At 72.6% G+C, this 23,562-nt stretch carries 18 protein-coding genes and 1 pseudogene; 6 read left to right on the plus strand and 13 right to left on the minus strand.

The window, feature by feature from the left end; genetic code table 11:
- The first annotated feature begins 110 nt into the window (after positions 1-110).
- Entirely contained in the window at positions 111-1,286 is a 1,176-nt protein-coding gene (locus JXZ78_RS21560) for an FAD-dependent monooxygenase (protein WP_030023345.1), read from the plus strand.
- A 73-nt stretch (positions 1,287-1,359) separates the two neighbouring features.
- Here JXZ78_RS21560 and JXZ78_RS21565 read toward each other — a convergent pair whose 3' ends face one another.
- The 6 genes from JXZ78_RS21565 to JXZ78_RS21590 are packed head-to-tail and all read right to left on the minus strand — an operon-like array spanning position 1,360 to position 9,240.
- On the minus strand, positions 1,360-1,878 hold the full coding sequence (locus tag JXZ78_RS21565; protein WP_030023346.1) for a DUF2165 domain-containing protein: 519 nt from the start codon (positions 1,876-1,878) through the stop codon (positions 1,360-1,362).
- 48 nt (positions 1,879-1,926) lie between these two features.
- On the minus strand, positions 1,927-3,951 hold the full coding sequence (gene glgX, locus JXZ78_RS21570) for a glycogen debranching protein GlgX (protein ID WP_030023347.1): 2,025 nt from the start codon (positions 3,949-3,951) through the stop codon (positions 1,927-1,929).
- Positions 3,951-5,204, minus strand: a complete 1,254-nt coding sequence (locus JXZ78_RS21575; protein WP_030023348.1) for a cupin domain-containing protein — start codon at positions 5,202-5,204, stop codon at positions 3,951-3,953. Before JXZ78_RS21575 ends, glgX begins: the two co-directional genes overlap by 1 nt.
- 12 nt (positions 5,205-5,216) lie before the next feature.
- Positions 5,217-6,347, minus strand: a complete 1,131-nt coding sequence (locus JXZ78_RS21580; protein ID WP_030023349.1) for a cupin domain-containing protein — start codon at positions 6,345-6,347, stop codon at positions 5,217-5,219.
- A gap of 1 nt (position 6,348) precedes the next feature.
- On the minus strand, positions 6,349-8,157 hold the full coding sequence (locus tag JXZ78_RS21585) for a GMC oxidoreductase (RefSeq protein ID WP_030023350.1): 1,809 nt from the start codon (positions 8,155-8,157) through the stop codon (positions 6,349-6,351).
- 12 nt (positions 8,158-8,169) lie between these two features.
- Positions 8,170-9,240, minus strand: coding sequence for a gluconate 2-dehydrogenase subunit 3 family protein (locus JXZ78_RS21590; protein WP_030023351.1), 1,071 nt, complete (start codon positions 9,238-9,240; stop codon positions 8,170-8,172).
- Between the two features lie 92 nt (positions 9,241-9,332).
- Between JXZ78_RS21590 and JXZ78_RS21595 the strand changes: the two genes are divergently transcribed.
- The 3 genes and pseudogenes from JXZ78_RS21595 to JXZ78_RS21605 all read left to right on the plus strand — a co-directional run bounded on the left by JXZ78_RS21595 (position 9,333) and on the right by JXZ78_RS21605 (position 13,930).
- Positions 9,333-10,319, plus strand: a complete 987-nt coding sequence (locus tag JXZ78_RS21595; protein WP_030023352.1) for an NADPH:quinone reductase — start codon at positions 9,333-9,335, stop codon at positions 10,317-10,319.
- Positions 10,320-10,480: 161 nt separating this feature from the next.
- Positions 10,481-11,473, plus strand: a pseudogene (locus tag JXZ78_RS21600) (NAD(P)/FAD-dependent oxidoreductase); the annotation flags it as partial.
- Between the two features lie 588 nt (positions 11,474-12,061).
- Entirely contained in the window at positions 12,062-13,930 is a 1,869-nt protein-coding gene (locus JXZ78_RS21605; RefSeq protein WP_050502892.1) for a transketolase, read from the plus strand.
- A gap of 79 nt (positions 13,931-14,009) precedes the next feature.
- Here the strand turns inward: JXZ78_RS21605 and JXZ78_RS21610 are convergent, their stop codons facing one another.
- On the minus strand, positions 14,010-14,657 hold the full coding sequence (locus JXZ78_RS21610; RefSeq protein WP_030023354.1) for an HhH-GDP family DNA glycosylase: 648 nt from the start codon (positions 14,655-14,657) through the stop codon (positions 14,010-14,012).
- A 233-nt stretch (positions 14,658-14,890) separates the two neighbouring features.
- On the opposite strand from JXZ78_RS21610, the gene JXZ78_RS21615 reads away from it, so the two are divergent.
- Entirely contained in the window at positions 14,891-15,925 is a 1,035-nt protein-coding gene (locus tag JXZ78_RS21615) for a phosphatidylinositol-specific phospholipase C domain-containing protein (RefSeq protein ID WP_030023355.1), read from the plus strand.
- Positions 15,926-15,944: 19 nt separating this feature from the next.
- Here JXZ78_RS21615 and JXZ78_RS21620 read toward each other — a convergent pair whose 3' ends face one another.
- The 6 genes from JXZ78_RS21620 to JXZ78_RS21645 all read right to left on the minus strand — a co-directional run bounded on the left by JXZ78_RS21620 (position 15,945) and on the right by JXZ78_RS21645 (position 21,507).
- The gene (locus JXZ78_RS21620; RefSeq protein WP_238783281.1) at positions 15,945-16,994 is read right to left on the minus strand and encodes a trypsin-like serine peptidase; all 1,050 of its coding nucleotides are present in this window, start codon (positions 16,992-16,994) and stop codon (positions 15,945-15,947) included.
- 84 nt (positions 16,995-17,078) lie between these two features.
- Positions 17,079-18,182: an alpha/beta hydrolase gene (locus JXZ78_RS21625; RefSeq protein WP_030023357.1), complete on the minus strand. Its 1,104-nt coding sequence runs from the start codon at positions 18,180-18,182 to the stop codon at positions 17,079-17,081.
- Between the two features lie 44 nt (positions 18,183-18,226).
- Positions 18,227-19,138, minus strand: a complete 912-nt coding sequence (locus tag JXZ78_RS21630; RefSeq protein WP_030023358.1) for a phosphatidylinositol-specific phospholipase C — start codon at positions 19,136-19,138, stop codon at positions 18,227-18,229.
- Between the two features lie 186 nt (positions 19,139-19,324).
- Complete coding sequence (locus JXZ78_RS21635) at positions 19,325-20,374, minus strand: aminoglycoside phosphotransferase family protein (RefSeq protein ID WP_030023359.1); 1,050 nt, start codon at positions 20,372-20,374, stop codon at positions 19,325-19,327.
- 80 nt (positions 20,375-20,454) lie between these two features.
- Positions 20,455-21,213, minus strand: a complete 759-nt coding sequence (locus JXZ78_RS21640) for a bestrophin-like domain (protein ID WP_030023360.1) — start codon at positions 21,211-21,213, stop codon at positions 20,455-20,457.
- A gap of 9 nt (positions 21,214-21,222) precedes the next feature.
- Positions 21,223-21,507 (minus strand): hypothetical protein, encoded by a 285-nt coding sequence (locus tag JXZ78_RS21645; RefSeq protein ID WP_238783282.1) that lies wholly within the window; start codon positions 21,505-21,507, stop codon positions 21,223-21,225.
- Positions 21,508-22,118: 611 nt separating this feature from the next.
- Between JXZ78_RS21645 and JXZ78_RS21650 the strand changes: the two genes are divergently transcribed.
- A complete protein-coding gene (locus JXZ78_RS21650) occupies positions 22,119-23,498 on the plus strand; it encodes a hypothetical protein (RefSeq protein WP_030023202.1) in 1,380 nt (459 codons plus the stop codon).
- The last annotated feature ends 64 nt before the right edge of the window (positions 23,499-23,562 follow it).

Here is a 23,562-nt window from a genome sequence, read left to right on the forward strand (position 1 = left end):
GCGCCGCCCCGCCCCACGCACGGGGTCTGGCTCCCGCCGCCGACCCACGGCAAGGTGGACGATGGCGGAGCCGACCTCCGCACAGCGGCCGATTCACCTGGGGGCGCGCCATGACCAAGGCTCTGATCATCGGTGGTGGCATCGCGGGCGCGGTGACCGCGATGGCGCTGCAGAAGGCGGACATCGACGCGGAGGTCTTCGAGGCGTACCCGACCGGCGCGGACGACGTCGGCGCGTTCCTCGTCGTGTTCGCCAACGGGCTGGAGGCGCTGCGCGTCATCGGGGCTCATGGGCCGGTCGTGGCGAACTCCTTTCCCGCCGAGCGGGTGGAGTTCCTCAGCGGTACGGGCAAGCGGCTCGGCGAGCGCGCCATCGCCGGCTCCACCGGCGAGACCGGCATGGGGCCCCGTACGCTCACCCGCGCCACCCTCTACCGCGTCCTGCACGACGAGGCGCGCCGCCGCGGCATCGCCGTCCGGCACGGCAAGCGGCTGGTCACCGCCGAGACCGTCAGCGACCGCCGGGTGGTGGCCTCCTTCGCGGACGGCAGCCGGGCCGAGGGGGACCTGCTGATCGGCGCGGACGGCATCCATTCGGTGGTCCGCAAGATGATCGACCCGGCGGCGCCCCGGCCCCGCTACACCGGCCAGCACACCGTCTGCGGCTACACCCGTGACGTCGAACCGGCGTCCGCGCCCGACACGTACACCATGATTTACGGCAGGCGGGCCTTCTTCGGGTGCACGGCGGCGCCGGACGGGGAGGTGTGGTGGTTCTCCAACGTGCCGGGGCCGGAACGGTCCCGGCAGGACCTGGCCGCTGTCACGGCCGGCCAGTGGCGGCAGCGGGTCACGGCGCTGCTCGACGGCGACCGCACCCCGGCCGCGGCCGTCGTCCGGGCCACCGGCGACCGCGTCGTCGGCTCGCACGCCTACGACCTCGCCTCCGTGCCGCGGTGGTTCTCCGACACCATGGTGATCATCGGTGACGCGGCGCACGCCGCCGCGCCGAACGCCGCCCAGGGCGCCTCGATGGCGATCGAGGACAGCGTCGTACTCGCCACATGCCTGCGCGACCGGCACGAGCCCCGGCGGGCCTTCGCCGCGTACGAGGAACTGCGCCGCGAGCGGGTGGAACGGGTGGTCGCGCACAGCGCGCTGATGGCCCGCCGCTCGGCGCCGGGACTGGCGCGGCGGCTGGTCCGCGACGTGATGCTGCCGCGCAGCGTCGCGCGCGGTGGCGACGGGGCCGACGCCTGGCTGACCGGCTACCGTATCGACTGGTGAGCGCCGGTGGCCGACAGGATCGAGCCGGTACGCGCCCGTGAGGAAGCGCCGCGGAGCGAGAGCCCCGGCCCGGCTACCGCTCGTCGGCCGCCCGCAGATGAACGACCACCAGCGCCACCCCCGCCACCACGAAGTTGCGCGTGGCGGCCTCCAGGCCGTTCCAGGTCTTGGACTGCCACATGGAGAACCATTCGCCGCCGATCGCGATGAAGCCCGCGCCGAAGAGCAGCAGCACCATCAGCAGGCCGGCGGTGGCGGTACGGCGCGCCCCGGCGTAGCCCGAGCCCCGGCGCAGTTCGCGGGCCCACAGGGCGGTCGCCGCGACGAGGACCAGTGCCGCGACCGTCTCCCAGGCGATGATCAGGACGTACGCGATGTTCTGGAGCGTGGTGGACTCCACGGCCCGCCACATCAGGTCCGGGTCCTTGAAGGTGGTGTCCATGGCCAGGACGTGTTGGACGAACGCCTGGTTGGTGCCGAAGTCGGTGATGTTGCCGAACGCGACGAGCGCCATGTAGAGCGCGACCGTGCCGGTGAGCACGGTCGCGGCGAGGGGCAGGGCCTGGAACGGTCTGGTGGCGCGTATCGGCATCGCGGTTCTCCCTGGCGTGCGGTGAGGGGGCGTGCTGTCCCGGGCACCTTACGGGTGCTGTCGTCCGGTCGGCAGCTGAGCTGTCGCCACCAGCACCGTGCGGGCCGGGACGGTGCACACGTCGCCCGTCCTGAGTGTGGCCGAGGCCGCCGGGGCGCCGTCCGGCGTGGTGGTGTCCAGCACCACTTCGTACACCGCGCCGGTCCGTCCGGGTACGGCGAAGCCGACCGCGTCCGCACCGGAGTTGAGGAGTGCCAGGAGGTCGGTGTCCGGTGCCGCCGCGCGGTCTCCGGCGAGGAGGAAGGCGAGGAAGCGGGTGGCCGGGTCGTCCCAGCGGGCCGGGGTCATCGGGCGGCCTTCGCGGTCGTACCAGGCGATGTCCGGGGGGCTGCCGGAACCCGTCAGGAAGCTGGTGCGTCGGAGTACCGGGTGGTCGCGTTGCAGGGAGACCACCCGGTGCACGAAGTCGGTGAGGGGGGTGGGTGCCGACCAGTCGTACCAACTCGTGGGATTGTCCTGGCAGTACGCGTTGTTGTTGCCGCCTTGCGTACGGCCGAGTTCGTCGCCGCCGTGGAGCATCGTGCAGCCCTGGGAGAGGAGCAGGGTGGCGAGCATGTTGCGGCGCTGGCGTTCGCGTACGGAGACGATGGCCGGGTCCCTGGTCGGGCCTTCGACGCCGTAGTTGGCGGAGCGGTTGTCGTCGGTGCCGTCGCGGTTGTTCTCGCCGTTGGCCTCGTTGTGTTTCTGCGCGTAGGTGACCAGGTCGGTCAGGGGCATGCCGTCGTGGCAGGTGACGAAGTTGATGGAGGCGTCCGGGCCGCGCCGTTCCGGGGCGTACAGGTCGGAGGAGCCGGCGATCCGGCTCGCCAGGTCGCCGACGGCCGGGCGGCCCCGCCAGAAGTCGCGCACGGTGTTGCGGTAACGGTCGTTCCACTCGTTCCAGCCGGGCGGGAAACGGCCCACCTGGTAGCTGTCGGGCGCGCCGACGTCCCAGGGCTCGGCGATGAGTTTGACGCGGCCGACGACCGGGTCCTGGTAGAGCAGGCCGAAGAAGGCGGCCAGCCGGTCGACGTAGCCGTACTGCCGGGCCAGGGTCGCGGCCAGGTCGAACCGGAAGCCGTCGATGTGCGTCTCGGTGATCCAGTAGCGCAGCGAGTCCATGATCAGGCGCAGGACTTCGGGGCGGCCCGCGTTCAGGGTGTTGCGGGTGCCGGTCGTGTCGACGTAGCGGGACGGGTCGGCCGGGTCCAGGCGGTAGTAGATCTCGTTGGCCAGGCCGCGGAAGCTCAGGGTGGGGTCGTCGGGCGGGCCTTCGGCGGTGTGGTTGTAGACGACGTCGAGGATCACTTCGAGGCCGGCGGCGTGCAGGGCCTTGACCATCGCCTTGAACTCGGTGATCTGGCCGCCTTCGTGGCCCGTCGAGCTGTAGGCGGCGTGCGGCGCGAAGAAGCCGATGGTGGAGTAGCCCCAGTAGTTGGTCAGGCCGCGGTCGAGGAGGAACGGCTCGGGGAGGAACTGGTGCACCGGCATCAGTTCCACGGCTGTCACGCCGAGGCGGTTCAGGTGCCCGGTGACGGCCGGGTGCGCCAGCCCGGCGTACGTGCCACGCAGGGGCGCGGGCACCTCGGGGTGCTGCGCGGTCAGGCCCTTGACGTGCGTCTCGTACAGGAACGTCCGCGACCACGGGTGGCGCGGCGCCCGGTCGTCGCCCCAGTCGAACGCCGTGTCGGCGACCAGCGGCAGCAGCGTGCGCGTCCCCGTCGGCTTCAGGACCTTCGCGTACGGGTCGAGCAGCAGCCGGGACGGGTCGAAGCGCAGCCCCCGCTCCGGCGCGAACGGGCCGTGCGCGCGGTAGCCGTAGCCCTGGCCTGGGCCCGCGTCCGGGACGTAGGCGTGCCAGATGTCGCAGTCCACCGCCATCGGAAGCCGCCGCTCACCGCCCTCGCCCAGCAGGCACAGCTCGACGGAGCCGCCGTACGCGCCCGCCGAGGAGTACACGGCGAAGGAGGTGCCGCAGCCGTCCCAGTGGGCGCCGAGCCGGTACGGATCGCCGGGCAGGAGGGAGGTGGTCATCAGTCGTATCCGCCGAACATGAAGAGGGACGCCCGCTGGTCCGCCGGGTTCATCAGCCCGTGCAGATTGCCGCCCTTGAGGAGGGCGAGGTGCCCGGCGGGCAGCCGGCGCACCTCGAAGGAGCGCACCCGGCTGCCGGAGTCGGCCCAGTCGCCGATCACCATCAGCCCGTCGCCCTCCAGCATCAGGAAGACCTCCTGGTTGTCGCGGTGCCGGTGCAGGCCGATGCCGCAGGCCGGGTCGAGGACGTGCAGGTCCATGTAGGTGACGGCGAGGAAGGGTTCGACGTCGCCGCTCGCGTGCCCCTTGTCGCCGAACGCGTCGAGGTTGTACGGCTCCAGGGTGCGCCGCAGGTCGTCGGTGCCCGCCCAGCGGCCGTACTCGCTGAACAGGGTGCGGTATTCGAGGAAGCCGACGCCGCCGTGCGGGGTGGGACTGGTGCCGACGCCGAGGTAGTTGTCCCAGCCGCGGATCTTCATCTCGAAGCCCAGGCGTACCGATCCGGCGGGTGGGTCGGCCGAGCCCGCGCCGTCCGGGCTCGCGGTCCAGCGCACGTCGATGTAGCAGGGGAGCACGGGGTGCATGGCGTGCCGCGGGGCGACGAGCCGCAGGTCCTGGTTGGTCATCTGGTCGCGGTGGAAGTCCTGGCCGAGGCCGGTGACGAGGTCCGGGCGCGGTTGCAGGAGTCCGGAGTCGAGCGCCGTACGGCCGCGCGGGCCGAGGAGGTCGCGGAGGCCGTCGCCGACCCGGCCCCACAGTTCGATCGTGTAGAAGTCGGTCTCCTCGTCGTACGGCACGCGGACCGGCACCGGACGGCTGCCCTGGACGGACAGTACACAGCCGATGGCGTCGCCGAGCTGACCGGCCTCGCGCCACAGCGCGGAGTCCGGGCCGCCCCGGTAGGAGAGCTGGAGGAACGGGCCGCGCCAGTCGCCGATCTCGGCCCAGCCCCGTACCGCCCGGGTGTCGGCGAGGGTGAAGTCGCGGACGTTCTGCTTCTGGAAGTCGGTCTTGTCGTCCTGCTGCTCAGGGTCGAGCTGGTCCTGGTCGGGGGAGGCGGGCCCGTACAACTGGAGTGTGCGCAGCGGGAACAGGTGCTGGAGCGAGGCGGGTTCGTACAGCTCGCGTTCGGCGGCGAACCGGGTGCGCTCGACCAGGCCCAGCAGCTTCAGCAGCGGGTTGGCCTCCGCGTAGTCCGGGGGCTTGACCGGGTCGACGCGGAAGACCGAGTCGGTGTGCACGATCTTGGGCATCGCGGGACCGCCTCAGGTGGTGTGGTAGAGGAACGCGACGAACTTCAGCGGCTCGGTGCCCGGGTTGCGGATGCCGTGCACACCGCCGCTCTTGGTGTAGAGCACGCTGCCCGGTTTGACCGGCAGCTCACGGCACTTGACCGGGCCGATGCCGAAGACGGGCCGCTCCACCAGCGGATAGTTCGCGGTCGTCGGGTCGTCGCCGTCGCTCAGGTACGCGGTGCCGGTGCCGGAGACGACGTAGTACAGCTCCTCCGAGCCGATGTGCCGGTGGGTGCCCTCCACCGCGCCCGGCGGCACCGTCACCTCGTGGAAGAACACCAGGTCGCTGCCGAGTTCGCGCTGGAACAGCCAGCGCATCTGCACGATGTTGTCAGCCCGGCGCTCCGGGTTGCCCTCGTCGGTCATGGCGTTGCGGTAGTTGACCGGCGGGATCTGCGCGGCGTCCGGGATGAAGAAGCCGCGCTGGAAGTCGAGGAGGTAGTTGCTGTCGGCGACGGTGTTGAGGGGGTCGCTGGGCTCCTGGGTGCGCGGTTCCTGGTGGGAGCGGAGGTAGGCGTTGTCCCACTGCGGGTTGCCGAGCCGCTGGCCGGTCGGGTACAGCACACCGTCCTCGCGGAAGGCCATCGCCACCTCGGAGACCGAGCCGAGCAGCGGGGACAGCTGCGGCACCCGCGTGATCGGCGCGTTGCAGCCCATCAGCGGCAGGACGCGGTGGTCGTGCGCGGTGCCGTCCGGCGGCTCCAGCGTCTCCCAGATCTCCGTCGCGTACGCGCCGATCACCGGGTCCCAGTGCAGCGTGACGATGGCCTCGGCGGAGTCCGCCGGGTCCTCGCCGGTGACCTTCAGCCAGGCCTTCGTACGGGGTCCGAGCCGCCGGTTGAACTCCCTGGCCTGCTCCACGAGCCGGATACCGGAGTACTCGATGCGCAGCATCGGGCACAGCTTGGTGCCGCCGAGGAAGACGTCACCCTTGATGGCGGTGCCGTCCGCCGAGCCGCGCACCTCGGCGACGTAGTAGCGGTAGCGGGAGGAGCGGGTCGCGTTGAGGTAGCGGGCGTGGTAGATCCGGTCCGGGTAGAAGACGACGCGGAAGATCTCGTTCTCGGGGTGGGTGTAGACCTCGTCGAAGCGGCTGTCCATCTCACGGCCTCCCGACCCTGTCCAGCAGCACGTCGCCGACGCGGAAGGAGTTGGCCTCGATGGTCAGCGTCGGGTTGGCGCTGCCCGAGGTCGGCATGAACGCCCCGTCGGTGACGTAGAGGTTGTCGAAGTTCCAGGCCCGGCAGTCCGGGTCCAGGACGGAGTCCCCGGCGTTCGTGCCGAACCGGGCGCCGCCCAGTACGTGGTTGGCGATCCGTACCACCGAGCCGCCCACCGACCCCGAGCTGACGTCGCGGACGTCACCGCCGCGCACCAGGATCTGCCGGCACTGCTCGGCGAGGGCGTCCATCAGCGCCCGGTCGTGCGGGTGCCAGGTCTTGATGATGTACGCGACCGGGCGGCCCCACTTGTCCTTGACGCTGGGGTGCAGCTCGATGCGGTTCTCCCGCTGCGGTACCTGGTTGGCCATGAACGCCACGGACAGGCGCCGCCCGAAGCTCTCCTCCAGGTAGTCCTCGAAGCCGTTGCCGACCAGGCTCGTGTCGTAGAGGTAACCCTTCCACATGGTGTCCATGTCCATCGCGTGCCAGGTGCGGGCGAGGGAGAGGGGCAGGGCGCCGTCGGAGGTGTTGTTGTAGATCACGCCGCCCGCCCACAGACCCTGGGCGCGGAACCACTCGGGGCGCGCGCAGTGGTCGGTGGCCCAGTCCGAGTCCAGCGTCTTGGACTTGTCCGAGCGCTCCGGCACGATGCACTGCGCGCCGCCGAAGCAGTGCGTCAGGAAGTAGCGCCCCAGCAGGCCGTTGGCGTTGACGCGCTTGTCGAAGGCCGGGTCGAGCAGCCCGGAGAGCTGGAGCAGCCGGACGGACTCGATGGCCGAGCAGGCCACGACGACGGTGCCGGCGGCGAGGGTGCGCGGGCGGCCGCCGGGGTCGCGGTAGTGCACCTTGGTCACGCGCGGGCCGTCCGCCTCCAGGTGGGTGACGGTGCAGTTGGCCCGCAGGTCCAGGCCGCCGCTGCCGTTGACGTCGCGCAGCGGCGCCAGCAGCGACACCCAGGCGTTGGACTTCAGGCCCAGCGGATCGCCGTAGCGGTTGACGAACGCCGTCTTGACGGTGTCGGTGTCGGCGGGCACCGTACGGCCGCTGGGCGCGTGGTCGCGGGTGATGACCGCGAGTGGGGTGCGGTAGCGGCGCATGCCGAGCGCGTCCATGCCGGCGGCCGCGTACGCGCTGATGGGATTGGGCTCCAGCGGCGGCTGGTAGCGGTCCCGGGACGGTACCTTGGCCTGCCCGTCCCAGGTACCGTTGATGCCGACGAGCTCCTCGGCCTTGGTGTAGTACGGCTCCAGCGCGGCGTAGTCCAGCGGCCAGTCGCGGGCCTCCCGGCGCACCTCGCCGCCCGGGTCGTCGCGCAGGTCGCCGCGCGACGCGTTGAGGGTGGCCAGCCGCAGGTCCTCCGGGGTGAAGCGGGGAGAGACACCGCCGTACAACTGGGTGCCGCCCCCGACCACCTGGGCGGTGTAGCCCTCGATGGTGACCCGGTCCCGGCCGTCGCTGTCGCGGTAGACGTGCGGCTCGTCGTTCAGGTCCGGCTCCACATGGCTGGAGAAGTACGACTCGCCGGTGTTGGCCACGCCCTGCACGGTGATCCGCTTCTCCGACCCGGTGGCGAAGCACTCGTCGCGCTTGAAGTCCGACAGGCCGGTGGGGCTCTGCGCCTGGGTGCGCAGCAGCGGCCCTTTCTCCAGCACGACCACCCGGTGGCCGGCCCGTACGAGCGTATGGGTGAGCGGTGCGCCGCCCGCGCCGCTGCCGATGACGACGACTTCGGCGCTCTCCCCGTCCATGCCGTCCTCCAGTCAGCCGCGGTAGTCGGTGTTGTGGCCCAGCGGCGACTCCAGCGCCCGCCGCCAGTCGAAGAGCGTGCCGTCCCGCGCGTCCCGGAACCGGCTCTCCAGGTACATCCAGCCCGCCGCGCCGGAATTCCCGCCGTGCTTGGGATGGACGAAGGCACCGGTCATCGCGTGCCGGCGCAGGAGCAGCAGGAAGAACCGCGGACTTCCGTAACGGGAGTAGTCCCAGCCGTCGACCTTTTCGGTCTCCATCTGCCGGTAGAGATCCGCGTACAGCTCCGCGGGCGCGGCCGCCGGATCGAGTCCGCCGAACCGGGAGCGGATGATTTCCCCGATGATTTTGAGGCAGGTGTGGTAATCATCGGCGTGGTGCTGTTCCTGGCGGGCGATCAGTTTGTCGATGTAGTTGACCGTGCCCACCTCGTCGTCCAGCAGATAGGCCAGCGGGAATTCCTCGTCCCGGCTCGCGCGGTCCAGCGACTCGTACACCCCGCGGATCAGCCGCCGGTTCTCGTCGAGCCGGAAGGGCAGCAGATGGCACACCAGCCGGCCCAGCAGGTCGCGCTCGGTACGGCTGAGCGACAGCGGCACGGTGCAGGCGTCGGTGAAGAAGCGGGACCACGGCTCGCCGTTGTCCAGCACGGTGCGCTGCGGGTTGACCGGGTCGAGCGTGTAGTCCCCGTCCACCGCGAACTTGTACGTGTGGACCTGCCCTTTCGGGACGCGCACGGTGGTGGCGAAGAAGCCGGTCGGCTCGCCCGCGAACACCAGCGGACGCAGCGGCACCGGCGAGTGCAGCGGCCCGAAGGTGCCCAGTACGGCCACCGAGGCAGGCGCGGTGCGGCGGCCGTCGTAGACGAACGTCACGTCGTTGTACGGATACGAACCGGCCGCCGACGACCCGTCCCAGTGCGCGTCCACGACCGGGAAGCGCCACGCCTCGCAGATCGCCGCCCGTTCGTCGCCCGGCGCGTACTGCCCGAAATCATGGCGCGCGTCCCGGCTTTCCCTGGCGAGGTATTTGGTGCAGTGATTGAGAATGTACTGATCGTCCTTCTCGATGACCTCGATCTTCACCGCGCACCTCCGGGACGGCTTGAGGTGCCATCGAAAGTATTGCGCGCGGCGGGGGTTGTCCACGCCGTCGGCGGACGCCGTATCGTGCCGGTATGCGCGCCGCTTGGTACGAGAACAGGGGCCCGGCCCGAAAGGTGTTCCAGGTGGGGGAGCTGCCCACTCCCGAGCCCGGCCCCGGAGAACTGCGCATCCGGCTGGCATACTCCGGGATCAATCCCGGGGACGTGAAGAAGCGGCAGGTGTGGCTGGGATCCGCCGGCCCCGCCTTTCCGCGTACCGTGCCGCACAGCGACGGCGCGGGGGTGGTGGACGCGGTCGGTGACGGGGTGTCGGCCGCCTGGACCGGCCGCCGCGCCTGGTGCTCGTACGCCCAGAGCTACCGCCCCTACGGGACCGCCGCCCAGTACACCGTCGTCCCCGAGGGCTGCGTCGGCGCCCTGCCCGACACCGTCTCCGCCCAACAGGGCGCCTGCCTGGGCATCCCCGGCATCACCGCCCACCGCGCGGTCTTCGCGGACGGCCCGGTGGCCGGGCGGACGGTGGTCGTGGCGGGCGCGCTGGGCAGTGTCGGCCGCGCGGCGGCCGTCCTGGCGCGGCGGGCGGGCGCGCAGGTCATCGGCACGGTCAGCCGTCCCGGCCAGATCGCCGCGCTACGGGAGCTGGGCGTGGACCGCGCGGTGTGCGCCGGGGACGACGTGGTGGACGCGGTGCTGGCCCTGACCGGCGGACGCGGCGCCGACCGGGTCGTCGAGGTCGCCTTCGACGCCAACGCCGCGCTCGACGCGCGCCTGCTCGCCCCGGGCGGCACCGTCGCCGCCTACGCCACCCACGAACCCGCCCCCGCGCTGCCCTTCTGGCCACTGGCCTTCAAGAACGCGACCGTGCGGCTGCTCGGTTACGACGACTTCCCCCGGGAAGCGGTACGCCTGGCCCTGCCCGACATCACCGCGGCGGCCGCCGCGTCCGCGCTGCGCTATCCGGTCGCGGCCGTGCACCCGCTCGACGACATCGCCGCCGCGCACGAAGCGGTCGAACATCCGGGGACGCCGGGGCGGGTACTGCTCGCGCTGCCGGACTGAGGGGCCGGAGGGCCGGGACGGCTCAGGGCGGCCTCCGCGCCGGGGCAGGTGGCCGAACGCCGCCCGGTACGGCCGGACTGGGCCGTACGGCGTACATACCCGCGCGGAATGCGGGCACCCGGGCCGATCAGGGCAGGACCCCGAGGTGAGAGGAGACGCAGATGGTGGCGGAGGCCCGTAACGGGAGGCGGCCGCGCGTGGTGATCGTGGGGGCGGGCTTCGCCGGGTACGAATGCGCCCGCACGCTCGCCAAGAAGTCCCGCGGCGCCGCGGAGATCGTGCTGATCAACCCCAACGACTACTTCCTCTACCTGCCGTTGCTGCCCGAGGTGTCCGCCGGGATCCTGGAGCCGCGCCGGGTGTCGGTGTCGCTGACCGGCACCCTGCCGGGCGTCCGGCTGGTGCTCGGCCAGGTCGGCGGCGTCGACCTGGACCGCCGCCGGGTGGAGTACACCGACCCGGAAGGCCGCACCGGCTCGCTCGGCTACGACCGGCTCGTGCTGACCGTCGGCAGCGTCAACAAGCTGCTGCCCATCCCGGGCGTCGCCGAGCACGCGCACGGCTTCCGCGGCATGCCCGAGGCGCTGTACCTGCGGGACCACATGACCCGCCAGATCGAGCTGGCGGGCGCCGCCGAGGACCCGGCCGAGCGGGCCGCCCGGATGACCTTCGTGGTGGTCGGCGCGGGCTACACCGGGACCGAAGTCGCCGCGCACGGTGTGACCTTCACCCGGTCGCTGGCCCGCCACAACGCCGGGCTGCGCGGCGCACCGCAGCCCCGCTGGATCCTGCTGGACCTCGCCGACCGGGTACTGCCCGAACTGGACCACCGGCTGTCGCGCACCGCGCACCGGGTGCTCAGCAAACGCGGCGTCGAGATCCGCACCAAGACCTCCGTCAAGGAGGCCACCTCCGAGGGGGTCCTCCTGGACGACGGCACGTCCGTCGACACCCGGTCGCTGATCTGGTGCGTCGGCGTCCGCCCGGACCCGCTGGTCGAGTCGCTGGGGCTGCCCACCGAACGCGGCCGGCTGTGCGTGGACGAGTTCCTCGCCGTGCCCGGTCACCCCGAGGTGCTCGCCTGCGGTGACGCCGCCGCCGTACCGGACCTGACCCGGCCGGGCGAGACGACGCCGATGACCGCCCAGCACGCGCAGCGCCAGGGCAAGGTCGCGGCCCACAACGTGGCCGCCTCCTACGGGCAGGGCGAGCCGCGCGCCTACAAGCACCACGACCTGGGCTTCATGGTCGACCTCGGCGGGGTGCAGGCCGCCGCCAACCCGCTGCACGTCCCGCTGTCCGGCCCCGTCGCCAACGCCGTGACCCGCGGTTACCACCTGATGGCGATGCCCGGCAACCGGGTCAGGGTCGCCGCCGACTGGCTGCTGGACGCGGCCCTGCCGCGCCAGGGCGTCCAGCTGGGCCTGGTGCGCTCCTGGTCGGTGCCGCTGGACACGGCGGCGCCGGAGCTGGCCCGGATACCGGCGGACGGACACACGGGGAAGCGGGACGGGGACGCGGCGAAGGCGGACGGGCCTGCGGCGAAGGCAGCTGAGGACGACGCGCCGGACCGGCGGCCGGCACCGGGTAAATCCGGAAAATCCGGGGAACCGGAGGGCTCGGGGGCATCGGGGGGAGCGGACGTACCGGGGGAGACCACCGGCCCGAAGGACCGGCCCGAAGGACCGGCCCGAGGCGGCCGGAAAGCAGTCCGACGGGCCCCGAAAAGCGGAAGGAACCTGATGACCACGGAGAACACCCCGGACGAGGACGCCCGCTACGACCGGCTGCGCGAGCTGGGACAGCAGCTGCGCGTCGACTCCGTACGTGCCGCCGACGCCGCCGGCTCCGGCCACCCGACCTCCTCGATGTCCGCGGCCGACCTGGCCGCGGTCCTGCTCGACGCGCATCTGCGCTACGACTTCGACGCCCCCGAGAACCCCGGCAACGACCACCTGATCTTCTCCAAGGGACACGCCTCGCCCCTGGTGTACGCCATGGGCAAGGCGGCCGGGGCCCTCACCGACGAGCAGCTGCTGACCTTCCGCAAGAACGGCAGCCTGCTGGAAGGGCACCCCACTCCGCGCATCCCGTGGGTGGACGTGGCCACCGGTTCGCTCGGCCAGGGGCTGCCCTTCGGAGTCGGCCTCGCGCTGGCAGGCCGCGACCTGGACCGCGTCCCGTACCGCGTGTGGGTGGTGTGCGGCGACAGCGAGATGGCCGAGGGCTCGATGTGGGAGGCGTTCGAGCACGCCGGGTACGAGAAGCTGGCCAACCTCACCGCGATCATCGACGTGAACCGGCTCGGCCAGCGCGGCGCCACCCGGCACGGCTGGGACCTGGACGCCTACGCGCGCCGCATCCGGTCCTTCGACTGGCACACGGTCGAGGTGGACGGCCACGACGTGGCGGCCGTGGACCGCGCGTATGCCGAGGCGGCCGCCACCACGGACCGGCCCACCGCGATCATCGCGAAGACCCGCAAGGGCCAGGGCGTGCGCGAGGTCGCCGACCAGGAAGGCAAGCACGGCAAGCCGCTGAAGGACGCGGGGGAGGCCATCGAGGAGCTGGGCGGCGCCCGTGACCTGCATGTGGAGGTGCACCGGCCGCGCGACGCCGCGCCACGCCCGCGGGCCGGCGGCGGCGCGCCGGAGCTGCCGGACTACAAGGTCGGTGACTCCGTCGCCACCCGCAACGCGTTCGGCGAGGCGCTCGCCGCGCTGGGCGCCGTCCGGGAGGACGTGGTGGCGCTGGACGGCGAGGTCGGCGATTCCACCCGCGCCCAGATGTTCGGCGACGCCCACCCCGACCGGTACTTCCAGTGCTACATCGCCGAGCAGCAGATGGTGGCCGCGGCGGTCGGCATGCAGGTGCGCGGCTGGGTCCCGTACGCCACCACCTTCGCCGCCTTCCTCGCCCGCGCCTACGACTTCGTCCGGATGGCCGCCGTCAGCCGGGCCGACCTCAACCTCGTCGGGTCGCACGCGGGCGTCGCCATCGGCGAGGACGGCCCCTCGCAGATGGGCCTGGAGGACCTGGCCGCGTTCCGCGCCGTGCACGGCAGCACCGTGCTGTACCCGTGCGACGCCAACCAGGCGGCCCGCCTGACCGCCGCCATGGCCGACGCGAGCGGCATTCGCTACCTGCGGACCTCCCGCGGCGAGAGCCCGGTCATCTACGGGCCCGGGGAGGACTTCCCGATCGGCGGCAGCAAGACGCTGCGCGCCACGCCCGAGGACCGGGTCACCCTCGTGGCCGCCGGGGTGACCGTCCACGAGGCGCTGGCCGCCGCCGACACCCTGGCCGAGGAGGGCGTGGCCGCCCGCGTCATCGACCTGTACTCCCTCAAGCCGGTGGACCTGGCGACGCTGCGGGAGGCCGCCGACGTCACCGGGCGGATCATCACCGTGGAGGACCACCACCCCGAGGGCGGCCTCGGCGACGCGGTGCTGGACGCCTTCACCGACGGCCGACCGGTGCCGCGCCTGGCCCGGCTCGCGGTCCGCACCATGCCCGGGTCGGCGTCCCCGGAGGAGCAGCTGCGCGCGGCGGGCATCGACGCCCAGGCGATCGCGGCGACGGCCAGGGGGCTGCTCACCTCGACACCGTGAGACACCGTGAGCGCCCGCGGCCGGCGGCCCTGTCCCCCTCGGGGGCCGGGGCCGCCGTACGCCGTCCGCTCCCGGTCGCTCACTTCGCCTTACGGATCTCCTCCGCGCCCTTCTTGTCGAGGGCCGCGCGCACCAGCGCCGCCGCCAGCACGGCGGGCTCCGTCGTCTTCCCGGCGGCCTTGAGCAACGCGTCGGGCGTGGTCGGCAGCCCGACGCGCTCCGCTCCCTGCCACGCCTTGACGTCCAGGCGCGGCGCCAGCTCGGGCCACACGGCCTGGGCCTCCCGCAGGAAGATGTCGACGCCGGCCGGCCCGAGGCCGGGGACCTCGCGCAACAGCTTGCGCAGCCGGTCCGTGTCGCCGTCCGCCGCGTCCCGTATCCGGCGCAGGTCGCCGCCGTACGTGTCGAGCAACAGCTCGGCGCCGTCGCCCAGTTGGGTCGCGGTGCGCTCGTCGTAGCGCCGGTACCCGCCCTCGCCGAGGGCGTCCACCCGCTGCTGCCAGGCAGCGTCCTTCATCCGCCGCGCGGACCGCAGTCCCGCCTTGGACAGCGCGCGGCTCGCCGCCACCGCGATGTTCGCCTGGATACGGGCGCTGAGCAGGCAGGAGAGCACCAGCAGCTGGTACAGCGGCTGCGGCGTGTCCTTCAGGCGGATACCGGCCTCGTCGGCGTAGGTCCGGCCGTAGGTGTCCAGAAGGGCCCGGACCCTGGCGCGCTCGCTGCTCATGACCGCCTCCCGGACGTCGTGTCGTGCAGGGGTGTGTCCACGGTGTCCACGATGCCGTACATCTTCCTCACGTCCTGGTTTGCTCGACTGGCACGGCGTTTCCCGGCCCGCGTACCCACCCGGTGGCCGGACCATCCGTCAACTCCCGTACGCTGCTCCTTCGACCGGAGGGGCTGGTGATTCCGGAGCCGCAGGGGCTGCCGGGGGACCAGTGGAGTGAAATGCGGGGGACCATGAACAGAACACGGAGCGTGGGTACGGCGGCGGTAGCGGCCGCGGTGGTGCTGGCGGTGGGGGCCCCGGCCGGTGCGGCACAGCCCGCCGGATCGTACGGCGCCACCACGTCCGTCGGCGTCCACAACGCCTACGAGAAGTCCAAGTACCCGTACTTCGCCGACGCGTTGGACTCCGGCGCGGGCCTCGTCGAACTGGACGTGTGGACCAACGCGCTCGGCAAGTCCTGGCGGGTCTCGCACAGCAACCCGTTCGGCAACAACAGCAACTGCGTCAACGCCGCCACCGCGGGCGAGCTGCGCACCAAGAAGCGCGACCAGGACCTCGGCGGCTGCCTCGCCGACATGAAGGCGTGGCACGACGCCCACCCCGGCCACCGGCCGGTCATGGTCAAGGTCGAGATGAAGGACGGCTTCAACGACAGGGGCGGCCGTGGCCCGGCCGCCTTCGACGCGCTGGTCCGCGCCAAGCTGGGTGACGCGGTGTACGGGCCCGGCGACCTGGCCGCCGGCCACCGCGACCTCGACGAGGCCGTACGGGCGGACGGCTGGCCCACCCGCTCCGCGCTGAACGGCAAGTTCCTCTTCGAGCTGATACCCGGCACGGTCGAGGAGAGCAACCCGCTCGACAAGCTGTGGACCGACCGCGAGTACGCCACCCACCTGAAGAACCTCGCCGCCCAGGGCAAGCTCGCGCAGTCCACCGCCTTCCCCGCGGTGCACGGCGCGGCCAAGGGCGACCCGCGCACCCGGTACGCCGACGCGGCGCTGCGCCCCTGGTTCGTGGTCTTCGACGGCGACGCCGCGACGTACCTGAAGGACGGCGTCGACACCGCCTGGTACGACAGCCGCCACTACCTCCTGATCATGACGGACGCGCACCAGGTGCCCCCGGTCATCGACGGCACCAAGCCCACCGAGGCCCAGGCACAGGCCCGGCTGAACCAGCTCGCCGCCGCCCACGGCAGCATCGTGACCGCCGACTGGTACCCGCTGCCGAAGGTCCTCAAGACCGTGGTGCCGCGCGGGAAGTAGCGCGTACGGGCGCGCGGCCTCAGACACGCTCCGTGGTGGCGCGCCGGTACAGGGCGGCGGTGTCCGGGCCGAACCGGCTGCTGTACGAGGTCGCGTCGTCGCCGCCCTCGTCCAGGCCGCCGACGACCCCGGTCACCGTACCGAGGCCGGTGTCCGGGTCGATGCCGGTGAGCATCGGCCCGCCGCTGGTCCCGTTGGGGAAACCCGCGCAGTCGAAACGCAGCTGGCCGGGGACCGCGGTGGTGGTGTTCTGGCAGCCGACGGGCGTCTCGCGGTCGTCGGGATAGCCGACGGTCCGGGTCGGCAGGCCGGCGGGCGGGTCGAAGCGGATCCGCTCGGCGCCGGTCAGCTCCTCGACGCGCTGCGCGCCGGGCCCGCCGCCGTGCGGTCGGCGCACCCGCACGAACGCCACGTCGTGCGCGTCGTCGCGGTCGTCCGCCCAGCGCGGATCGACGTCGATACGGGACGGCACCCACACGCCGTACGGCAGGACGCCGTCGTGGTAACCGGGCGCGAAGACGAGGTTCGTACGGAAGCCGCGGTCGTAGACGCAGTGCGCCGCGGTGACGAGCAGGTCGCCCGCCGGGGAGTGCACCACGCTCGCGGTGCAGTGGTGGTCGGCGTCGCCGTCGCCGCCTGGCGAGAACAGCGGGCCGACGGCGGGGGAGACGGCGGCCGGGGCGGCTTCGAGGGGCCGGGAGACCGGCAGGTCGGCTGTCTTCTGCTTCCGTGGCGTCGCCGGTGCCGCGGCCCCGACGGACTCCGCCGCCCCGCCCGCCGCCGCGCGGGTGGTGACGCGGGGCGGAGCGGGGCGTTCGGTGTACGGGCCGGAGAGCAGCGTGTCGGCGGCCGCGTCCCCGTCGGCCGATTCCTCGGCGTACGAGCCCGTGGCCGGGTCGCCGGACGCCAGATACCCGCCGTGCGTGTAGGACCGTACGGCCAGGGCCGTTCCGGCGCAGGCCAGGGTGAGCGCGGCGCAGAGGCCGAGAGCGGCGGCGGTCCGGCGGCGCCGGTACGGCCCCTCCGGGGCCGGGGGCCGTGCGGACGGGCCGCGCTCGGTGGTATTCACCAGCAGATCATACGGTTCACGCGGGTCATGCGGTTCCGGGGCGATCTTCCCGCACTGCGCAGGGCGCTGGAACCCTCCGGCCACTCAGGCGCCGAGCGCGCGCATCAGCATCGGGAACGACGCCACCAGCTCACGCTCCCAGTACGGCCAGCTGTGCCCGCCCTCGGATGCGCACACGGTCGCCGGAATGCCCAGCTGGGCCAGCTTCCCGCGCAGCTCCTGGTTCATCCCGTACACGGTCCGCTCGACCGGGTCCTGAGTGCCGTGCACGGGCGGGTCGGTGCAGCGTGCGGGCGACGGCGTGGGTGGGCGGTCGCCGTCGCCCCACGACCAGCCCGGACCGCCGTCGGTCGTCCCGTCCCCGTACGAGAGGTACAGCGGGGTGCCGCGCAGCGAGGCCGCCTGTTCCAGCGGGCTGTTGCGCTTCCACAGCCACTGCTGGCGCAGGTCGGCCGGGTCGTTCGTATCGAACGGGTATCCCGGCTCGCCCCAGACGCGCTTCCAGTCGACGAGGCAGGTCAGCGCGCCCAGCTTGACGGCGTCGGGCCCGGAGAAGCCGCCGTCGGGCGACCGGTACAGCGGATGGACGGCACCGCTGTACGAGGCGGCGGCACGGAACATGCCGGGGCGCGCCGCGGTGAACTTCAGCGCTCCGAGCCCGCCCATCGACAGACCGGCGACGGCCCGCGTCGTCCCGGCCCGGTAGTCACGTTCCAGCAGCGGGCGCAGCTCGTCGAGGAGGTAGGTCTCCCAGGCCGGGGAGCCCCACTTCCCGCCGTTGTACCAGTTGCTGTAACTGCTGCATCCGCTGGTCTCCGGCATGACGACCAGGACGTCGCGGTCGGCGGCCAGCTGCTCGACGTGGGTGTTGGCGGTCCAGTCCTGGTGGTTGCCGCCACCGCCGTGCAGCAGCCACAGCACCGGCCACGTACGGGAGGCGTTCTTCGACCAGCCCTTCGGCAGCAGCAGCCGGACCCACTTGACCGGTGCGTCGGTCGTGGGGGACGAGATCCCGAGGTCGAGCATACGGTCGCCGACCGGTACCTCGGCGACGACGCGGGCCGGGTTGCGGGTCTGGTCGCGCGCCGGGTCGCTCGCGGGGCCGTCCGCTGCGTACGCGGGCTGCCCCGTCGCCGAGACCGAGAGGAACGGCAGCAGCAGAGCCAGCACCAGGCCCGCGGAGCCCACGCCCCACGGCCGGCGAACGCGGGGGAGTCGCCGCGGCCGCATGGTCACACCCCCGTGTTGTGCCGGATCAGCGTCTCGGCCAGGCCCACTTCGTTGGGGAAGTCCATCGGGACGATGCCCAGCCCCGTCCACCCGCGCGCCTCCGCGCTGTTCAGGAAGTTCTTCACCTGCGGATTGAGGCGGTCGGCGTTGGAACGCGGGGGCAGCAACGCGGCGGTGCTCACGTAATTCATGAACAGCTTGCCGGGTTCCCTGGCGGCCTTCCGGAACTGCCCCTCGATCAGCGGGTACTTGCGCAGCGGCTCGGCCATGTAGTCGTCCTGGATGTCGAAGACGCGCGGATCGGCGTACCGCACTCCCGGCAGCCCGCCGGAGTCGCCCAGCAGCACGACCTTGCCGCGGGCCTGCCCGAGGGAGGGCAGCGTGCCGTCCAGCCGGAACAGCGACCGCCAGCCCTTGCCGTCCAGATAGATGTCGAAGATCCGCCGGAACTCCGCCGCACTCTCCTCGGAGTACTCCTGCTTGACGCGCATCAGCACGGTCTCCGACGGATGCGCCTGGAGGAACGCCCGGCACGCCACCAGCACATCGCCGAACATCAGCTTCTGGAAGAACGCGCCGTGGTGGATCGCGAAGGCCGAGTCGATGGCCCGGCAGCGTACGTCCAGGAAGCGGATGCCGCTGTCCAACTGCTGCGCGATGGTGGTGTTCTGGCAGGCGACCCACGGACCGCCGTACCGCGCTCCGGAGTCGTGCGTGCCCGGGATGGAGAGCCGCTGCATCGCCGTACTGTCCGGGAGGGCCGACATCCAGTCCTGTACGGAGGCGGCGCGCCGCGACCGCCCGGCCGTACGTCCGACGGCCGGTGCCGCGGCGGACAGCCCGCTCCCGGCCCCCACCAGTACGCCTGCGGCCGACATCGCTGCCGTCCCCTTCAGGAAACCCCGCCGGTCCATCCGTCCACCCCGGTCTCTCCGCCGCTCTGCCGCCCCTGCGCGAACAGATGATCGGCAGCATCGAAGCACAGGAACGGAACGCTGAACAGGCGGCCGCACGAACGCGCGGAGAAGGCTGCGACGCCTTTTCCCCGTCCGGCTGTCAGCCGTCGCCCGTACGGCCGTCGATCGGTCCCCGTACGGCGGTCAGCCGTCCTCGGGGCGTTCGCGGGGCGGCGACGCCAGGCCGGGCCAGCGGCCGAGCATCCGCTCGCGCAGCGCACCGGCGAGGCGGCCGAGGCCGTGCAGGTCGTCGCGGTCGGCGGTGAGCCGGGCGACGACCCCCAGCCGGTACGCCAGCCGCTGCCGCGCGGTGACCGTGCCCCACGCCCAGTCCTCCTCGGGGAGCCGCGCGAGGTGGTCGACGGCCCCGCGGTGGGCGCGCTGCACCAGCGCGTCCCCACGGATCAGCCAGCCCGCGCACGCGTCGACGAGATCACCGGGCGGCGCGCCGCCGGTCGCCGCCTCCCAGGCCGCCCCGTACGCGGCTTCCGCCTCGCGCAGCAGCGGCTCGGGCGTGTCCGTGACGCACCAGCACGTCGGGAACCCCATGCGCAGGTAGACGAGTTCGGTGAGGCCGTTGCCCAAGGCGGACTGCTCGAAGTCGATGAACCGGATGCCGTCCGGGGTGTGCAGGTCGTTGCCGGGGCACGGGTCACCGTGCAGCAGGGCCCCACCGGGCACGGTGCCGAGCCGCCGTAGCAGGGCCGTCAGTTCGGCGCCCGTCCCGTCCGGCACCGGCACCGCGAGCCGGCCGGCGAGGGCGAGGAAGGCCTCGGCGTCCGCGCGGACCGGTCCTTGCCAGGCGGGCAGGGCCCCTTGGTCCTGGTCCGCGGGGTCGGATGCGGTGGCCGCGTGCAGGCGGGCCAGGGCCGACGCGTACTCGACCACCCAGTCCGGCGACGGCCGCCGGTGTTCCACGTGCTCCAGCACCAGGACGCGCGCGCCGGGGTCCGTGCCGAGCAGCCGCGGCACCACCGGGGGCGTCACCCGCGAGGCCAGCCGCAGCGCGGCCACCTCACGGGCGTACCGCTCATCGGCGTCCGCGCTCTCCACGGCCTGTTTGACCACCGCGGGCGCGCCGCCCAGTTCGACCCGCCACACCCGGGAACGCGGGCTGCTGCCCAGCCGTACCGCGTGGCGGGCCGGGCCGAGCCGGTCCCGCAGGACGTCCGTGAACGGCAGTTCTGTGGCCATGCGCGCATGGTCGCACGGGGTGATCACCGCCGTCGCCGGATTTACGCCGCGCACGCGGGCCGCGTCCCCGGCCCCCCTCCTCACAGCCGTGGGAAGAGATCCGTGAACGGCTCGGCGGACGTCGTGATGCCCCGGCTGAACGGGGCGTCGAAGTCCCACACCAGGAAGAGCAGGAAGGCGATCAGCGCGCTGAAGACGGCGGCCATCAGCAACTCCCGCCCCGACCTGCGGATCTGCAAGGTGAAGATCAGTCCGATGGTGATCACGGCACCGGTGATCAGCCCGAACCAGACCACCGGCGGCAGCGTCGGCTCGATGCTGTCCGCCCGCGCGTTGCGGGCGTCGTCCGCCGCCGAGACCTGGTCGAGCAGGGGCTGGTAGTTCTGCCCCTCGTAATCGTCGCGCGGCCGGTAGTCGGTCACGTCGGCCCGCACCTTGGCCAGCAGTTCGGCGCCCCGGTCGGTGACCTGCCCGCGCTCGGCCATGGCCGGCCACTCCTGGTGGACGAGGTGGGAGACATAGGCGTCGACGTCCGCGCGGATACGGTCCCGGGTGGCTTCCGGGTAGGCCCGTACCCGCTCGCTGACCTCGTGCAGGGCCTGCGCCTCGGTCCGTACGGTGTCCTCGGCGGCGCCGCGGGCCTCCCAGACCCCGGCGATCGCGAGGCCCAGGACGATCGCGTACACCACCCCCACCATCATCGTCATGTACTCGATGACGTCGGGCGTCTCGGAGGGGTCGTCGTCCTCGCCGATGCGGCGCTGTTTGAGGACCGTGATGGTCAGGACGACGGCGCAGACGGCGGCCATCGCGATGGTCAGTACCAGCCATTCCGACAAGGTGGCCTCCTACGAGGAACGGCGCCCGGACGCACCGGACGAGCTGGACGAACGGGGACGCAGCGCGGCGGCCGCCAGCACGGCGGGCGCGGTGATCAGCAGCATCGTGGTGACCACCGAATGGCCGCTGTGCTGCTTGCCGGCCGATGGGACGTACGACCGCGGCAGGACATCCGACGGGCTCGGCGTCGGGGTGGGACGCGGCGACGCGGGGCGGCTGGACGGCGGCGGTGGCACCACGGCCGCGGACGCGCTGGGCGTGGGGCGGGGCGCGGCCTGCGTCGGCCCGGGCACGGCGGGAGCGGGCGGCCGGGGCCGCGGGCGTGACGGCGTGGGGGTGGGCGTGGGCCGGGGCTTCGGGGGAGGGGTGTACGTGGGGGTGGGCGACGGGGGGGGCGCCGCGGGGGGGGGGGGGGGGCCCGGGGGGGGCGGGGGGGGGGGGGGCCCCGGGGGGGCAGTCGGAGTGGGCGTGGTGCAGGGCCAGTGCCAGTCCGGCGGCATCGGCCAGCCGGTCGGCCCGTGCACCGGCGCGTGCCCCCCGGCGGTCGCGCACGCGTCGGCGGGCCGCGCCACGGCAGCGGGCGGCCGGGCCTGCGCGGCGCGCGGCGCGAGAAGCACGGCGAGAGCCACCAACAGAGGTATCAAAAGCGCAGGTTGGGCACTGCGGAAACGTTGCGATCCCTTCACGCCCGTGATGTTGCGCAACGTCGGCCGCCGTAAGCCGCCGAATGGCTGTGATTCCCCCGAACGATGGAATACTGCCCGGTCGCCTGCGGGAGAACAGCCGAGGTGTTCGCACCGCGGTCGTACGTCGTCCTCGTCGCCGTACCACGACACCGGGGGCGGCCCGCGACTTCTACAACCATCCGACCTCCCGGCACGTCTGACCGCGTATGGAAAGATCTATGGCACGTACACGGGGGCAGCGCCTGGCCAGGTCGGGGGCGGCAGCCCTGCTGACGGCACTCGGCACGGTGGTGACGTTCGGCGGCGCGGCACCGGTGGCCGCGGCCGGCGGCCGGCAGGCCACGGGGGCGCAGCTGACGGCCGAGCACCTCATGAACACGTACTACATACCGAAGTACCGGGCGTCGGCCCCCGACGAGGGACCGACCGAGTACCGGATCAGTCTGAAGGCGACCGGACGTGCCGCCAACGGGCAGCCGCTGACGGTCAAGAACGTCAAGGTGAACATCGACCTGACCGCCCTCAAGGGCAAGGTGCGCGTCGCCTGGGAGAACACCGGCTCCCACTGCAAGCTCTCGGGCTCCCTCATGACCTGCGCGCTGGGGGACATCGAGGGCGCGCTGTTCACCCCGTTCCGCCTGCTGCCGGAGCCGGGTGCGGCGCTGGGCCCTGCCGGGAACATGAACATCACCGTGACCAGTGCCAACGCCCCCACCGTCCGGCACACCACGCACGTCGTCATGGGGGCGCCGGTCCTGACCGCCCGGCAGAGCGAGCCGCTGACCGAGGTGCGGCCCGGTTCCGAGCTGCGGATGACGCCCGCCTTCGGCAACAAGGGTGACACCGCGATCGACGACAGTTTCCTCGTCCTCCTGACGGCGGAGGAAGCGACGCTGCGCAAGCAGTACGGCAACTGCCGCTACGACAAGGCCGTGGCCCCCACCAAGGCCCTGTGCGAACTGCCCGGCCCGCTGCCCGCCGGGACGGCCTACGAGACCGACGGGCCGTTGACGGCCGTGGTCGACAAGACGACGATGTACGGCAAGGTCCACTACACCGTGCTCCGGGCGCACGAGCCCCTCGACAACACCCTCCTGCCCGCCTCGTCACCGCGCGGCACCGGAGGACCGCTGGGCCTGCGTCCCGTCGACGGCAGCGGGGACGACTTCACCCCGACCGCGTACTGGAAGGCCGAGATGGCCGGCGGCACCCTGGACTTCAGCACGAACCAGATCAACGACCTTCAGGCCGTCGGATTCACCATCAAGGGCAAGATCGGCCAGGTGGTCGACACACAGGTGCCCTTCCCGCGGAACTTCAAGGGCGGGCTGATGCGGGTAAAGCTGCCCGCCGGCGTCAGCCTGGTGCCGATCGAGCCGGGGGGCCACCCGAGCGAGGACTCCTACTGCGGGTACGCCGCGCAAGGGAACGGCCTGGTGCACTGCTTCGGAACCCTCGACCGCAACACCTACCTGCGGGCCCGCATCGACAAGCGTGTCCCGGGCGCACAGGGCAGCATCTCCGCCGACTCGGACCCGGCGGTCGACCCCGATCAGGGGAACAACACCGCGGTGGTGAAGGTGGCATACGTCGGCTGATGCCGGGAGCCGGTGGGCGGAACCCGGTAGCCGGTGGCCGCATGCCACGGCGACGTGCGTGCAC

The organism is Streptomyces monomycini (assembly GCF_022271435.1).
Lineage (GTDB): Bacteria > Actinomycetota > Actinomycetes > Streptomycetales > Streptomycetaceae > Streptomyces > Streptomyces monomycini.

Excerpts from the sequence above, each read along its gene's own strand:
- JXZ78_RS21595 (WP_030023352.1), top strand. The coding sequence starts at position 9,333 with ATGCGCGCCGCTTGGTACGAGAACAGGGGCCCGGCCCGAAAGGTGTTC.
- JXZ78_RS21650 (WP_030023202.1), top strand. The coding sequence starts at position 22,119 with ATGGCACGTACACGGGGGCAGCGCCTGGCCAGGTCGGGGGCGGCAGCC.
- JXZ78_RS21630 (WP_030023358.1), bottom strand. The coding sequence starts at position 19,138 with ATGGACCGGCGGGGTTTCCTGAAGGGGACGGCAGCGATGTCGGCCGCA.
- JXZ78_RS21605 (WP_050502892.1), top strand. The coding sequence starts at position 12,062 with ATGACCACGGAGAACACCCCGGACGAGGACGCCCGCTACGACCGGCTG.
- JXZ78_RS21575 (WP_030023348.1), bottom strand. The coding sequence starts at position 5,204 with ATGCCCAAGATCGTGCACACCGACTCGGTCTTCCGCGTCGACCCGGTC.
- glgX (WP_030023347.1), bottom strand. The coding sequence starts at position 3,951 with ATGACCACCTCCCTCCTGCCCGGCGATCCGTACCGGCTCGGCGCCCAC.
- JXZ78_RS21585 (WP_030023350.1), bottom strand. The coding sequence starts at position 8,157 with ATGGACGGGGAGAGCGCCGAAGTCGTCGTCATCGGCAGCGGCGCGGGC.
- JXZ78_RS21615 (WP_030023355.1), top strand. The coding sequence starts at position 14,891 with ATGAACAGAACACGGAGCGTGGGTACGGCGGCGGTAGCGGCCGCGGTG.
- JXZ78_RS21635 (WP_030023359.1), bottom strand. The coding sequence starts at position 20,374 with ATGGCCACAGAACTGCCGTTCACGGACGTCCTGCGGGACCGGCTCGGC.
- JXZ78_RS21580 (WP_030023349.1), bottom strand. The coding sequence starts at position 6,347 with ATGGACAGCCGCTTCGACGAGGTCTACACCCACCCCGAGAACGAGATC.
- JXZ78_RS21565 (WP_030023346.1), bottom strand. The coding sequence starts at position 1,878 with ATGCCGATACGCGCCACCAGACCGTTCCAGGCCCTGCCCCTCGCCGCG.
- JXZ78_RS21610 (WP_030023354.1), bottom strand. The coding sequence starts at position 14,657 with ATGAGCAGCGAGCGCGCCAGGGTCCGGGCCCTTCTGGACACCTACGGC.
- JXZ78_RS21560 (WP_030023345.1), top strand. The coding sequence starts at position 111 with ATGACCAAGGCTCTGATCATCGGTGGTGGCATCGCGGGCGCGGTGACC.